The sequence below is a fragment of the Streptomyces sp. NPDC043908 genome, assembly GCF_056435525.1.
In genome coordinates, this window is the sequence record NZ_JBWKEI010000001.1 from 426,743 (window position 1) to 440,446 (window position 13,704).

General features: G+C 72.2%; 11 protein-coding genes. 6 read left to right on the top strand and 5 right to left on the bottom strand.

Translation table 11 applies throughout. From position 1 onward, the window contains the following. Window positions 1-18: 18 nt before the first annotated feature. A complete protein-coding gene (locus tag AC069K_RS02010; RefSeq protein ID WP_478611151.1) occupies window positions 19-807 on the bottom strand; it encodes a VOC family protein in 789 nt (262 codons plus the stop codon). A gap of 216 nt (window positions 808-1,023) precedes the next feature. Here AC069K_RS02010 and AC069K_RS02015 point away from each other — a divergent pair, with 216 nt between their 5' ends. The 3 genes from AC069K_RS02015 to AC069K_RS02025 all read left to right on the top strand — a co-directional run bounded on the left by AC069K_RS02015 (window position 1,024) and on the right by AC069K_RS02025 (window position 3,873). Next, window positions 1,024-1,686 (top strand): CatB-related O-acetyltransferase, encoded by a 663-nt coding sequence (locus tag AC069K_RS02015; RefSeq protein WP_365111207.1) that lies wholly within the window; start codon window positions 1,024-1,026, stop codon window positions 1,684-1,686. Window positions 1,687-1,734: 48 nt separating this feature from the next. Then, on the top strand, window positions 1,735-2,280 hold the full coding sequence (locus tag AC069K_RS02020) for a flavoprotein (protein ID WP_365111209.1): 546 nt from the start codon (window positions 1,735-1,737) through the stop codon (window positions 2,278-2,280). Window positions 2,281-2,547: 267 nt separating this feature from the next. Further along, window positions 2,548-3,873 (top strand): phosphatase PAP2 family protein, encoded by a 1,326-nt coding sequence (locus tag AC069K_RS02025; protein ID WP_478611156.1) that lies wholly within the window; start codon window positions 2,548-2,550, stop codon window positions 3,871-3,873. 36 nt (window positions 3,874-3,909) lie between these two features. On the opposite strand, the gene AC069K_RS02030 is transcribed toward AC069K_RS02025, so the two are convergent. Next, the gene (locus tag AC069K_RS02030) at window positions 3,910-5,169 is read right to left on the bottom strand and encodes an MFS transporter (RefSeq protein ID WP_478611992.1); all 1,260 of its coding nucleotides are present in this window, start codon (window positions 5,167-5,169) and stop codon (window positions 3,910-3,912) included. 467 nt (window positions 5,170-5,636) lie between these two features. On the opposite strand from AC069K_RS02030, the gene AC069K_RS02035 reads away from it, so the two are divergent. Both AC069K_RS02035 and AC069K_RS02040 read left to right on the top strand, forming a co-directional pair. After that, complete coding sequence (locus AC069K_RS02035; RefSeq protein ID WP_365111215.1) at window positions 5,637-5,870, top strand: chaplin; 234 nt, start codon at window positions 5,637-5,639, stop codon at window positions 5,868-5,870. 212 nt (window positions 5,871-6,082) lie between these two features. Further along, window positions 6,083-7,063, top strand: a complete 981-nt coding sequence (locus tag AC069K_RS02040) for an endonuclease/exonuclease/phosphatase family protein (protein WP_478611159.1) — start codon at window positions 6,083-6,085, stop codon at window positions 7,061-7,063. A gap of 43 nt (window positions 7,064-7,106) precedes the next feature. Here AC069K_RS02040 and AC069K_RS02045 read toward each other — a convergent pair whose 3' ends face one another. The 3 genes from AC069K_RS02045 to AC069K_RS02055 all read right to left on the bottom strand — a co-directional run bounded on the left by AC069K_RS02045 (window position 7,107) and on the right by AC069K_RS02055 (window position 12,316). After that, a complete protein-coding gene (locus tag AC069K_RS02045; RefSeq protein ID WP_478611162.1) occupies window positions 7,107-7,724 on the bottom strand; it encodes a TOPRIM nucleotidyl transferase/hydrolase domain-containing protein in 618 nt (205 codons plus the stop codon). Window positions 7,725-7,874: 150 nt separating this feature from the next. After that, window positions 7,875-9,617: a ferritin-like domain-containing protein gene (locus tag AC069K_RS02050; RefSeq protein ID WP_478611165.1), complete on the bottom strand. Its 1,743-nt coding sequence runs from the start codon at window positions 9,615-9,617 to the stop codon at window positions 7,875-7,877. After that, window positions 9,614-12,316 (bottom strand): xanthine dehydrogenase family protein molybdopterin-binding subunit, encoded by a 2,703-nt coding sequence (locus tag AC069K_RS02055; RefSeq protein WP_478611168.1) that lies wholly within the window; start codon window positions 12,314-12,316, stop codon window positions 9,614-9,616. The genes AC069K_RS02050 and AC069K_RS02055 overlap by 4 nt, the downstream gene beginning before the upstream one ends. 331 nt (window positions 12,317-12,647) lie before the next feature. Between AC069K_RS02055 and AC069K_RS02060 the strand changes: the two genes are divergently transcribed. After that, the gene (locus AC069K_RS02060; protein ID WP_478611171.1) at window positions 12,648-13,703 is read left to right on the top strand and encodes a FecCD family ABC transporter permease; all 1,056 of its coding nucleotides are present in this window, start codon (window positions 12,648-12,650) and stop codon (window positions 13,701-13,703) included. The last annotated feature ends 1 nt before the right edge of the window (window position 13,704 follow it).

Sequence of the window (13,704 nt, forward strand, 5' to 3'; positions counted from 1 at the left end):
ACCGGACGCCCGCGCGCGTCAGCCCGCCTCGCCGCGCGACGGGGTGATGACGGCGAACGTGCCGCCCTGCGGGTCCCGCACGACCGCCATCCGGCCGGTACTCATGTCGAAGGGAGGCTTGCGGACGGCGCCGCCGGCACGGACGACGGCTTCGGCGACGCGGTCGGTGCCGTCGACGGCGAAGTACGTCAGCCAGTGCGAGGGCGTGCCCTCGGGGAGCTTGTCGAGCCCCTGCATTCCGGCGACGGTCCGCTCGTCCACCTGGATGGCGGAGTATCCCGGCTCGCCCTCCATCGGGGTCCTGGTGACGCCCAGGACGCGGGAGTAGAAGCGCGACGCCGCGTCGGGGTCGCTGGTGTTCAGCTCGTTCCAGATGAACGCACCGGGTTCGTTGACGATCCCCGCGCCGGCGAAGTCCCGGGCCTGCCACAGCCCGAACGCCGCGCCCGTGGGGTCGGTGGCCGTCGCCACCCGGCCGAGCGTGCGGACGTCCGTGCCGGGGCCGACCACGGTGCCGCCGCTCTCGGCGACCGTCTTCTCGCTCGCGTCGACGTCGGAGACGGCGAAGTAGGTGGTCCACACGCTCCGGGGGGCGGGCCCGCCGTCCGGGGATATCGCGGTGGCGATACCGGCGACGGGTTTCCCCTTCAGGGTGCAGATGGCGTATCCGCCGCTCTCCGGCGTCCCCGTCTCGCACTCCCAACCGAAGACGTCACCGTAGAAGTCGAGCGCCGCCCGCTGGTCGGGCACCACGAGGTCGACCCAGCAAGGAGTCCCGTGCGGATAGGGGCTGTTGGCGAACGACATGGGCGGTCTCCCCGTGGTGGATGGGCGGCGCAGTCGCCGCTCCGGGCATCCAGTGACCTCTCCAACCCCAGGGCGCCCAAAACCGGGAACGGACCTCAACACGGCCCCGGTGGCCCCCAACTCGCGGGGGGCGCGGGGTAATCAGGTGTCCTGGCAGGCGCGGCGGCGCGATCATGGCGCGGACAGTGACACACCGCCCGGAAGGAACGCCCCCCCATGCCCGTGCCCGCCGACCCCACCGTCCTCCACCCCCTGCCCGGGCAGCCGCGTGTCGTGCTGCTCAAGCCCCTGGTGACGTCCCCGCTGATCGAGGTGGGGGAGTACTCGTACTACGACGACCCGGAGCACGCGACCGCGTTCGAGACGCGGAACGTGCTGTACCACTACGGCCCGGAGAAGCTGATCATCGGCAGGTTCTGCGCCCTGGGCACCGGCGTACGGTTCCTCATGAACGGCGCCAACCACCGTATGGACGGCCCCTCGACCTTCCCCTTCCCCACCCTGGGCGGCTCCTGGTCGGACCACTTCGACCTGCTGACGGGCCTGCCGAACCGCGGGGACACGGTCGTCGGCCACGACGTCTGGTTCGGCTACGACACGAAGGTGATGCCCGGAGTGAGGATCGGCCACGGCGCGATCATCGCCTCCGGCGCGGTGGTCACCGCGGACGTACCGGACTACGGCATCGTCGCCGGAAACCCCGCCCGTCTCGTCCGTACCCGCTACAGCGAGCGGGACGTCGCCCGGCTGCTGACGGTGGCCTGGTGGGACTGGCCCGCGGAGCACATCACCGAGCACGTACGCACGATCATGTCGGGCGGCATCGCCGAACTGGAAGCCGCTGCTCCCCGGACGCCCGGCGCCGCGCGGGACCGCTGAGGGGGAGGCGGTTGCATGTGATCCACTTGCCGGGGTGGGATGGGGTTCATGACGATGCCTCGGACTCTCTATCTGTTCTGCTCGGCGGCGCCTCCGGTCTTCGATGTGGCCGGGGTCGTCGAGGCCGCCCAGGCCGACGGCTGGGACGTCTGCCTCGGACTGACGCCGACCGCCGCCCGCTGGCTGGAGGGCAGTCTGGACGGGCTGGCGGTGCTGACCGGGCATCCGGTGCGCTTCGACTACGGGCGGCCCGGCGAGCCGGAGGTGTGGCCGGCGGCCGACGCCGTCCTGTTCGCGCCGGCCACCTTCAATTCGGTGAACGCCTGGGCCCTCGGGCTGACGAACAGTTTTGTGATCGGGGTCGCGGCGGAGGCCGTGGGGAGGGGGATCCCGACCGTGGCGATGCCGTGTGTCAACGCCGCGTATGAGCGCCACCCCGCGTTCGAGCGCTCGGTGGAGACCCTGCGCGGGGCGGGCGTGAGCGTGCTCCACGGCGAGGAAGCGTTCATTCCGAATCAGCCGGGCGAGGGGCGGCCGGAGGGATACCCCTGGCATGTCGCTCTTATGGCCGCCGCACGCGTCCTCACGCCGTAAGGCGAAAGGATCATCTTCTCCGCCGGTCGGCGCTTGCCGGGGCCCCGGCCGGCCGTCCCGGGGGCGGTCACCGCGCCCTCCCGCCCCGGCAAAGCACCCGCTCCGCTCCGATAGCATGATCGAACGGCGGTCGCCCTCAGCGCCCGTCCTTCACCGGAGAAACGCACTGTCCGGCACGAAGGGCGACCTATCAACGGAAAATCTCACACATCGGCCGAATAATTGAACTCGATAATACCGCGGGTGCTTTCGCGAATAAACTTCAGAATGGATGCCACCGCGCTGCGCCGGCCCCAGGCAAGACTGTGGGCTGCCGTGGCCGTGGTGACCCTCGGGTTTTTCGTGGCACTGGAGATCACCGCGCATCATTACGGCATGTCCGGGCCGCTCAGCGGCCAGGTGCCGGAGCTCATCTTCGCCCCCAAGTCGGGGCCGCTCCTGTATGCCGGCATGGCGCTGATGATGGTGGTGCTCACCTGGCGGCAACGGTTCATCGCCGCCGGTGTCGCGGTCGGTATCGACGCCGTCTTCATGACGGTGCGCTGGGTCGCCGACGCCAAGATGGCCTTCGGAAACGGTCCGCTGTGGGTGATTCTGGCCTATGCCGTCATCGCCGTCACGCGCCGCACCGGCAAGGAACGGCTCCTTCTGCTGAAGGGTGTCGGCCTGGGCATGCTGCTCGTGGTCGGTCACAAGACCGGCGACACCTGGCTGCTCATCACCTCCAAGACCCGGCCCGACGTGCTCGACCAGTACGTCGTGACCGCCGACCACGCGCTGGGCAACCCCTCCTGGGTGGCGGGCCGGATCGTCGAGGCCGGTGGCCCGGTCGGCTCCCATGTCCTGCACTTCGTCTACGGCCAGCTACCGCTCGCGGCGGCCCTCTTCGCGCTGTACCAGCTGCGCAACGTGGCCTCCGAACGCCGCTTCCCCAGCCACCACCTGGTGCGCACCTTCCTGGTCGTCGGCCTGGTCGGACCGGCCGTATACATGCTCTTTCCCGTGGTCGGACCCGTCTTCACCTACGGCGACGGCGCCTTCGGCACCGGCGGCGGCCCCTGGGCCCTGGCCCAGATGTGGCCGGACACGGTGCCCTCCATCAGCGCCCCGCACCCGTTCCCGTACGACGAGATCACGCCGCGCAACTGCATGCCCAGCCTGCACACGGCGTGGGCCACCACGATCTTCATCCATTCCCGCAGCGCCCCGCGGATCGGGCGCGTCGCCGGAACGTTCTGGCTGGTCGCCACCCTCAGCGCGACGCTGGGATTCGGATATCACTACGGCGCGGATCTCCTCGCCGGCGTCGTGTTCGCCGTCACGATCGAAGCGGCGATGCGCTCGTTCGACCGTGGCTGGGACCGGTCGGGAATCCAGCTGGTGCTTTACGGGGCGGTCATCTTCACCGCGCTGCTGCTTTCGTACCGCTATCTTTCGCTGGACATGGCCGACCACCCGCTGGTGTCCGCACCGCTGCTTCTTCTGGCGACGGGCTCCGTCGTTTACGGATACGTACGGACCACCAAGCGGTGGAAGACGGAAACGGCACGTTCCCGCAAGCCGGAATGGGAAACGCAGCCCGAAATGGTCTGAGTCGCCAGGGAAATGCGGGACAAAGGAGCCGGCGCCTCACGCCGTGGGAATCTCTTCCCGCTGGGCCTTGCGGCGTAGGGCCTCCTCGTCCGTGTCCGCGTCGTACGTGACCAGCTTCGGCAGGACGGCCGACAGCAGGGCCACGGACGCCAGACAGGCCAGGCCCCCGGACCAGAAGGCGGACCGGGTGCCCGTCCACCCGGCCATCCCGCCCGCCCGGACCTGGCCCAGCTGCGGCCCCACGCTGTAGGAGAGCACCTCTATGCCCGCCAGCCGTCCCCGCAGATGCTCGGGGATCGTCTGGTTCCAGATCGTGGAGCGGCCCAGACCGCTCAGCATGTCGCCGGCGCCCGCCGCGGCCAGGCAGAGCAGCACCAGCCAGATGTTCGCGAACCACCCGGCCGCCGCGATCGCCAGCCCCCATCCGGCCGCCCCGAAGACCACCAGCAGCCCGTGCCGGCGTACCCGCGAGGTCCACCCGCTGGTCAGGCTGACCAGCACGGAACCGGCCGACCCGGCGGCGTACATCAGGCCGAGGGCCCATGGCGCGTCCAGCTCGTCCGCCAGGAACGGGAAGATCGTGTTCGGGAACGCGAAGAACATCGCCGCCAGGTCGACGGCGTACGTCCCCAGCAGCACCGGCCGCGACCAGGCATAGCGGGCGCCTTCCGCGATACCGCGCAGGGACGGCTTGTCGGCTCCCTGGGCGGGCGGGGCGGGGGAGAGGCGCAGGCACAGCAGGGCCGAGCCGAGGAAACCCGCCGCCGTCAGGGCGTACGCCGTGCCGTGACCCGCGTACGCCACCACCAGCCCGGCGGCCGCCGGGCCCGCGATCATGCCGATCTGCCAGCGGACCGCGTTCAGCGCGGCGGCGGCCGTCTGCTGCTCGTGCGGCACGATCCGCGCCAGCAGCGAGTCCAGCGCGGGCCGCTGGAGCCCGGCCAGGGCCGAGACGCACGCCGCGACCACGTACAGCGGCCACAGCCGCGGGGTGGCCAGGACGGCGTTGCCCAGCAGCAGCACCGCCAGTACGGCGAGCCCCGCCTCGGTCGCCAGGATCACCTTGCGGCGGTCCACGGCGTCGGCGAGCGCTCCGCCGTAGAGCCCGAACACCACCAGCGGCACCAGCTCGACCAGACCCATCGCCCCCACCGCGAGCGGCGAGTCGGTGAGCTCCTTGATCTGGAGCGGCAGCGCGACCATCGCCATCGAACTGGCGAGGATCGCGACGATGCCCTGGACCCAGAGCAGCCGGAAGTCGGCGGAGGACCGCCACGGGGAGAGGTCCGGCAGCATGCCGGCCAGACGGGAGCGGGGGGTGGGGGATGCCGTGGTGGTCACGAGTGACGATGGTGTGGGGCGGGGCGGATCCAGGGCAATCGAATTTCCGACGGGACGCCCCAGCCCCCTCGGCAGTCCGTCCCGACGGCGAGGGCGAGCCCCCCCACCCGCCGCCCCGGCCGACACGCGCAGGGCTCTGCCCGGACCCGGCGGACGGCTGCGGACGCCGCGAGGGGTGACAGGGCCGGAGGCCACGCTGACCAGCATCGATTCCGAAGCCGCCGTCGGCGTGCGCCGCGCGGCGGAGGTGCGTCTGTGCCAACAGGCGGAGACATCGGGGCCCGGGATTGCGCCCTATGGGCCAAGCGCCTGTATCCCGTGGGAGTGAATCGCTTCAAAAGGAACGATTAACCGATCAGCTGGACCGCCCCGGCGTGATGGGCTTCGGCCGTCACCACGTTCCACCGAAATCTGGGAGAGACATGCGTATTCGCACTGCCTTCGTTGCCATGGCCGCCGTCGCCGGTGTGTTCGCCGGTACTGGTGCGGCGGTGGCCGACGCCGGTGCCAACGGTGTGGCCGTCGGGTCCCCGGGGTTCCTCTCGGGCAACGTGATCCAGGTGCCCATCCACGTGCCGGTCAACCTCTGCGGCAACAGCGTGAACGTCGTCGGCCTGCTGAACCCGGCCACCGGCAACACCTGCGTCAACCGCTGAGCCCGCTTCGGGCGCCGGGGTCGACCCGGCGCCCGAGCGTGCTGCCCGGCCGGTACGGCGAGTACGTCCGGACCGGACGGGCAGCACGCACGGTTCCGGTATCGCGCAGCGGCCTTCGCAGGGGTGCGGCGAGCGCAAGGGATCGCGCCTTGACGCCATGATCACTCCTGCGGACAATCTCCCCCGGCGAACCGGAACTTCATGGGGGAGACATGCGCGGACTTCGGACCACCCTGCTCACGATCGTCGGCGCGGTGGGTCTCACGGCAGGTCTCACGGTGGGGGCGGCTCCGGCCGGTGCGGTGACGGACCCGGGCGGGACGGCGGGCGTCACCGGCACGGCGACGTACAAGGTCTGGCACTGGAACGTGGCCGGCGACGAGTCGAACTTCGGCTCCACCACCAACGGTCTCGTCGACGCGATCATCGGCTCGGTCAAGTACCGCGACCCCGACTTCGTCTCCCTCAACGAGGTCTGCCCGGCGCAGTACCGCTCCGTCCTCAAGGGCCTCCAGGACGCCGGCTGGCCGCAGAGCCCGACCAACTTCGCCCGGTTCGAGCCGATGCCCGACGTGGACGGCACCGGCTGCCACACGGCCACGGGCACGGTGGAGCCGTACGGCGTCGCCGTGTTCAGCAAGTTCGCCCCGAGCGGCACCGACCGCGTCACACTGCCCGCCGACGGCGACAAGGCACGCAAGCTGCTGTGCGTGCCCGTGGCCTCACAGCCCGGCGGACTGCGGTTCTGCTCCACGCACATCACCTTCAAGGCGGAGACCAAGGCGGCCCAACTCGACGCCGTGCGGGGCAAGATGAACGAGTTCGGCGGCACCGTGATCACGGCGGGCGACTTCAACACCCAGCCCCACGACCCGCTGCTCGACACCTGGTACGCGCCGGGCGTCGCCACCTCGGACAACGGCGGCAACACGGGCGCCTTCCGTGAGCTCGACGACCTCGACACCCTCTGCCCCGGCTGGGGCGAGCAGAGCACCGAGGGCGCGCTCCTCGGCAAGTGCGGGCAGAAGGCGAAGGTGGACCACGTCTTCGCCCCCGAGAGCCGCCTGGTCTCCTACGACGAGGACACGCACCCCATCGCCACCGACCGGTGCACCAACCGCAACGGCGTGTACATCCCCTGCTCCAACCACCGGATCGTGGACGCCACGGTGACGGTGTCGACGGGACAGTGAGCCGGACGGCCCGGCGGCAGGGCGGGACGTGTGCGCGTCGCGGTCACAGGCACGCGAGCAGACCGTCGAGCGGCGCGGGCACCTGCTCCTGGCCGAGGGCCTCGACCAGGAGGTGGCCGTAGCGGATCTTGCGGCCCTTCTTCGTGCCGAGGAAGCGCCGCATCCGCTGCTGCGGTGACCGGTCCTGCTGCGCGGGCTGGCGGGTGAAGGTCTGCCAGGCCGGGAGGTCGCCCTCGGCCCGGACGATCTCCTCGACCCGGGGCACGCCCAGGGCGCGGACGAGCTCGTCCTCCAGATCGGTCCGGCAGACGAAGAAGCCCTGGCGGGGCGCCCGGGCACGGTCCAGGGCGCGGTCGTAATAGCGTTGTTCGCGCTCGTCGCAGAGGCCGGTCAGGCGCAGTCCCAGCCCGGGCGGCCCGAGGAGACCGGCGAAGCGGCCCACGCTCATCGCGCCTCCCATGGAGATGACGCACACGCCCTCGGCGGACAGATCACGGCCGCGGCGCGCGGCGAGCGTCTCGACGGCCGCCAGATCGCTCGGCCCTTCGAGCAGCACCGCGGTCCGTACGCCCAGCCGCGAGGCCAGCTCTTTCGCCGGCTCACCGGGGCCGCCCGCCGCCCAGTCGGTCACCGCGTCCCGGAACACCCGCATCTGCGCCATGGGGGCGATTGTGCCGGTGCCGGGGCGGACGGGGCACGGGGTTTTCCGCGGGACCCCATGATCCCGACCGTGTGCGACGGCCGTACACGTCGCCACCGTCGCCGCTACCGTCACGGTCGACGTCGCCATCGGAGCGGTCGGGAGCGGTCCCTACAGCACCAACGACAGCTCCCACAGCGTCTCCCGGGCACAGTGGGCCGGGTAGTCGTACGGGAGGTGGCGGGCGTGGCGCTGCTGGTCGAGGGCGATCTGCCGCACCATGGTGTGGGTCAGGCGCAGGTTCTCCGCACCGTCCAGCCCGGCCGCGTATCCCGCGACGAACACGTCGAAGGGGAGGCCCTCGCCCCGCTGGGCCAGTGCGGTCCCCAGAGCGCGCAGCGGGCCGGTCATGTGCCGGCGCGCGGCGCTGTGGAAGTGCATGCCCTGCCGGTAGGACGCGTCCAGCAGCATGCACACCGCCCAGTAGTGGAGGTTGGCGAGGTGCCGCAGCGCCGGGACCGTCTCGTCGGGGACGGGGGTGCCGGACGGTGGCAGTCCACTGGCGTGGTGCAGCGGGATCACCGGGTGGTCCGGGCTCGCCGGGTTCCATACGTCGGCGCAGTCCCGCAGGGCGGGATGGGTGCCCTCGAACATCGAGCGGAAGAGCGTGAAGTGCTCGCTCTCGCCTTCCTCGCGCAGCAGCTCCAGCCGGGCGAACCAGGACGTGTAGTCGAGCCGGTCCGGCTCCCGGTCGCGCAGCAGTTCCAGTACGCGGGTGACCTTCCGGTAGAGGCTGCCGACCTGGTTGGGGCGCGGGGTCGTGGGCGCCGCCGCGCCGAGCACCTCGTACAGGCGGTCCACGAAGGCGCGGTCCTCGGGGGTGTGCTGCTCGGCGGGGTCGACCGCGCTGGGCGACGCCTCGACGTACACGTACTTGGCCAGACTGTGCGGGCTCAGCGGTTCCAGCACGAAGTCGAAGGGATAGATGTCCTGTTCGTAGGGGAACTGCTGGCGGCCGAGGTGGGGGGCCGCGCCGAGCGCGACGAGCAGGGAGTTGACGATGTCGAGGTGGGTCATCTCCTCGATGGCCACGCCCATCAGGTGCAGCGGCCGTCCTCCGTAGCGGTGGCTGGGCCAGCCGGCGAGGTCGGCGAAGCGCGGCATCTTGACCGAGAAGGCGGCGTACAGGTACTGCACGAGCAGCGAGTGCTCGATCTCCGCGCCGTCGCGCAGCAGACGGATCAGCTCCAGGGCCGGGTCGTCGAACACCGGCGTGTATCCGAGCCGTTCGATGTCCGCCGCCGTCAGGGCGGCCGTCCGGCCCGGACGGGCGGTGGCCCCGTGGGCGGCCGTTTCGCGGACGGCAGGCGCCGGTGGCGCGGCGGGGCGGTGGGCCTCCCGCGCGGCGTCCAGGACACCCGCCCGGTACCGCTCGTAGTTCGTACAGCGGCACACGTGCGAGCCGAGGACGGTGTCGACCGTCTCCTCCAGCGGCTCCTCTGTGTCGCCCGCGCCGCCGTCCCGCGCCGCGTGGTCGACGACGACACTTCCGGCGACGGTGAAACCGGCCGCGCAGTATCCGCACTGGAACGCCTGACGGTCCAAGAACGCCTGCTGTACAGGATGCAGCACGTCCCCGGCCGCGAGACCCTCGACGGTGGTCACCTCCCACCCCCGTACGTGCCGCATGCTGGTCATACAGGCCTGACGGGTCACCAGCGGTGCCTGGGCGCGGGTGCGGACCGCCACCGTGCAGGCCCGGCATTCCCCGATGGAGCAGCCGATCTTCGTGCCGGTCAGCCCCAGGTCCTCGTGCAGGAAGTGGACGAGGGACATGTCACCGGGCACCGAACGCCCCTGGTGGCGCACGCCGTTGACGGTCAGATCCAGCTCGGTGTCGGGCTCCTGCATCATGACCGCCCGTCGTCGGGAAGGGCCAGGTCGGCCAGGCGGATCGGGGTGCGCGTGGGCCAGCAGCGGTCGTCCGTGTGGCGCAGCGCGTGCGCGACGGCGTTGGCGATGGCGGGGGCGACACTCGTCATGGTCGCCTCGCCCACCCCCTTGTGCCGCAGGTCCGGGCCGTCCGCGCCGAGTACGCCGGTCGCGGGCAGCGGCATCAGCACCGTTTGGCGCCGGATCCCGGTGAGGTCGGCGTACCGGGCGAGGCGGTAGCGGTCGAGGTTGACGTAGGGGCCCGCCCCCGTCTCCGGAGGCAGCTCCTCGTGCAGGGCGTGGGAGATGCCCATGGCGAGCCCGCCCTCGATCTGGCCCTCCAGCGAGGCCGGCAGCAGCGGGTCGCCCGCGTCCAGGAACGTCACCGCGTCCACCACCCGGATCGTCCCGCCCCCGGGCGCGACCTCCACACCGATCAGATGGCCCGCCGCCGCGTACAGCGAACGCGGCACGAAGTCCCCGCCCGGCCCCCGCGCGGGCGGAGCCCTCAGCGGGCCGACGGGCGGGAGCGGCACGGGGTCGTCGTCGGGCGACCGGACGAGCGCCAGCGCGTCCACGGACGCCTCATGGGGCACCCCGTCCGCCTGGAAGGTGGCCCGCGACCAGCCGTTGCAGAAGAAGCCGTGCGCCATGACGCACGTCTGCGTTCCCGTACGCTCCAGCTCACGCGCCAGCGCGGCGAGCGGCACCACCGCACGGCCCGGAAGCCGCACCGCGCCGTCCCGCCAGGCCGCCAGCAGTTCGTCGTCGGTCAGAGCGGGCTCGTCCAGCAAGGTGCGCGCCGCCGGAAGCAGGCGCAGGCGCAGGAGGGCCCGGCAGGCCTCCCGGACGACGTGCACATGGAAGAACGCCGTCTTGGAGGCGCTGCTCGCGCCGTGCGTCAGCGAGATCTTCACCTGGTCGTGCGCCCCGGCCTCCTTGAGGCGCTGGGCGAAACGTTCGAAGGGGCCCACCACTCCGAGCCGGGCGACGGCAGGTACGCCCAGCACGTCGTGGACGGCCCGCTCCAGAGCGCCACGGGAGCCCTGCCCCATCTCCACGCTCTGGCCCCACACCACCACCCGGCCGTCCGGACCCGCCCGGACCGCGGTGTAGACGCTGTCCTGGGTGGTTCCGTAGGCCTCCATACAGCAGGCGAAACCCACCCCGTACAGGGTGCCGTCCCCGCGCCGGGCGGCCTGGTCGCGGGCCTCGTCGCGCCCCTGCCACAGCGGGTGTTCCCGGGCCGCCGCGCACACCTCGGCGGCGGCGACATGGAAGCGCAGCGGGGTGCCCGCGAGGTCGGTGTCGGGGGTGGCGGCCGGGTCGGCGCTGGTGGAGCGGACCACGTTCGCCAGGCGGACGTCGATGGGGTCCATGCCCAGGCCCCGTACGGCGAACCGGTCGATCGCGGTCTCCAGGTTGAACGCCACCTGCGGGATGCCGAAGCCGCGCATGGAACCGACGGCGGGGATCGCCCGCTCCAGCACGATGGCGTGCACCGACGCCCGCGGCACCCGGTAGGGGCCGGTGGCGTGCAGGGCCGCCAGCCCCAGCACCGGCCCGTTGAGGTTCGCCTCGACACCGCCGTGCAGCACCACGAACGACCGCATGGCCCGGATCCGCCCGTCCGGTTCGGCGCGGATCCAACTGCGGACGGCCGAGGCGTGGCGCTTCAGACCGCCCTGGAACTGCTCGCGCCGGTCGTACGCCAGCCGGACCGGACCGGGCGCGAACACGGCGGCGAGCGCCAGGTAGTACGGGAACGGCGACTTGTCCCGGCCGCCGAACCCGCCGCCGCAGTCCTTCGACCACAGCCGCACGGAACGCACCGTCGGGTGCGTCCGGCCGAGCAGCGTCTGGATGTCGGGCACGTCGCCGTGCGGCGACTGCGTGCCCAGCACCAGGTGCAGGGTGCCCGAGGTGCGGTCCAGCCAGGCCAGTCCGGCTTCCGGCTCCAGGAACGCCGGGTCGATCTGCTGGGTGAACGTCGTGGTGACGGCCCGCGGCGCCCCGGGCTGCGCCATGTCGTCCTCGACCGCCAGGAACAGCGCTTCCGCGGCCGCGTCGGGCTGCCCGTTCCTGACGAACGTCCCTTGCGCCGCGTCGTAGGCGACCCGCCCCTTGTTCCAGTGGGAGTAGCCGTTCGGGACCGTGGCGTCGAGCAGGTAGTGCGCCTGGCGCTGGGCTCCGGTGAACTCCCGCCGCGTCCACGCCTCCAGGTCCTCGGCGATCCGCTCCTCCTCGGTGGGAGGCGGCACACCGTCGGCCGGGGCGGGGCCGTACACCACCGGCGCCGCTCCCTCCCGCAACTCCTGGGCCGCACGGCGGAACCGTACGAAGTCGCCGTAGACCACCACGGCCACCGGCTGACCGACGTAGTCCGCCCGCTCACCCGCCGGCAGCAGCGCCTGGACGTTGTCGGCGGACACCCGGTTGCTGTACGGGGGCTGGGGGAGGTCCGCGGCGGTGACGACCACGTCGGGCCGCAGCTCCACGGGCAGTCGCCCGAGGTCCACCCCGGTGAAGGGCCGGTCGACGTGCCGGCTGCGCAGCAGCAGGGCGTGCAGACAGTCCGCCGGCCACCCCAGGGCCGCCAGGTCCACCGGGCGGAAGTCGCTGGCGAAGACCTTCTGCCCGGTCACCCTGCGCCTGCGCCCGTCGGCCGCGTCGCCGTCCATGCCCATGGCTCCGACCTCAACACCCGCCACCGCCACCGGCAACCCACGCTGCGCCGTACGGGGTCCGACGCCCCCCGCACGTCCCCGACGTTTGTTAGGCTCCCCTTGCCTCCCGCGGGGGAAGTCCGGTGAGAGTCCGGCGCTGACCCGCAACGGTGTGCGCGGCGACCTCTGGGTCCGTCGCGTGAGCCCGATCGCCCGTGGAGGGCCAGCGACCCGTTGACTGCTCGCCGTGGACTGCGAGCGGGGGGACCCGCGCGGCCGGCACGGCCGTACGGGCCGTCTCCTGCGCGATGTCCAGCAGGCGGCCCTATGAAGGACGGCCCCTCCCGTGCCCCGACGCACACCCCCCAGCCGGATACCCGTGCTGCCACTCGGCCTGTCCCTGGGGCTGTTACTCCTGCTGTCCCTCGTGGGCGGTGTCGGACTCGGAGCCGCCGGGGTCGGCTGGCCGAACGTGCCGCGCTTCCTGTGGGCGGGACTGACCGGCGCCACCGTGCACGCGGGGGACGCCGCCCCGTACACCATCGTCTGGGAGATCCGCCTGCCCCGGGTCCTGCTCGGCGCCGTGGTCGGGGCGGGCCTCGCGACCGTCGGTGTCGCGGTGCAGGCGATGGTCCGCAACGCGCTGGCCGATCCGTTCGTCCTCGGCATCTCCTCGGGCGCGGCGGTGGGCGCCAACGCCGTCATCCTGCTGGGAGCGTTCGCCGGGCTCGGGGTGTGGGCCCTGTCGGTGTCCGCGTTCGCCTCGGCGCTCGCGGCCATGGCGCTGGTGTACGCCGTGGCGCGCTCACCCCAGGGGCTGACCCCGCTGCGGCTGATCCTGACGGGAACGGCGCTGGCGTACGGCTTCCAGGCCCTCACCACCGTGATGGTGTTCGGCGCGGCCCGCGGCGAGGCGGCCAGGTCGGCGATGATGTGGCTGCTGGGCAGTCTGGGCGGCGCCACCTGGGCGCAGGTCCCGCTCGCCGCAGTGACGGTGGCCTGCGGATGGGGCTGGCTGCGGTGGCGCGCCGAGGCGCTCAACGCCCTCGCCATGGGCGACGAGACCGCGTCCGCGCTGGGTGTGCAACCGGCGAGACTGCGCCGGGAGTTGTTCGTGGTGACGGCGGCCGTCACCGGCACCGTCGTCGCGGTCAGCGGGGCCATCGGGTTCGTCGGACTGATGGTGCCGCACGTCGCGCGGATGCTCGTCGGCGCCGACCACCGCCGGGTGCTGGCCGTGGCCCCGCTCGCCGGGGCGGTGCTCCTGGTGTGGGCGGACGTGCTGTCCCGGCTGCTGCTGGCCCCGGCCGAACTGCCGGTGGGCGTGATCACCGCGGTGGTCGGGGTGCCCGCGTTCCTGCTGCTGATGCGGCGCGGCGGCTACGCGTTCGGAGGCCGTTGAC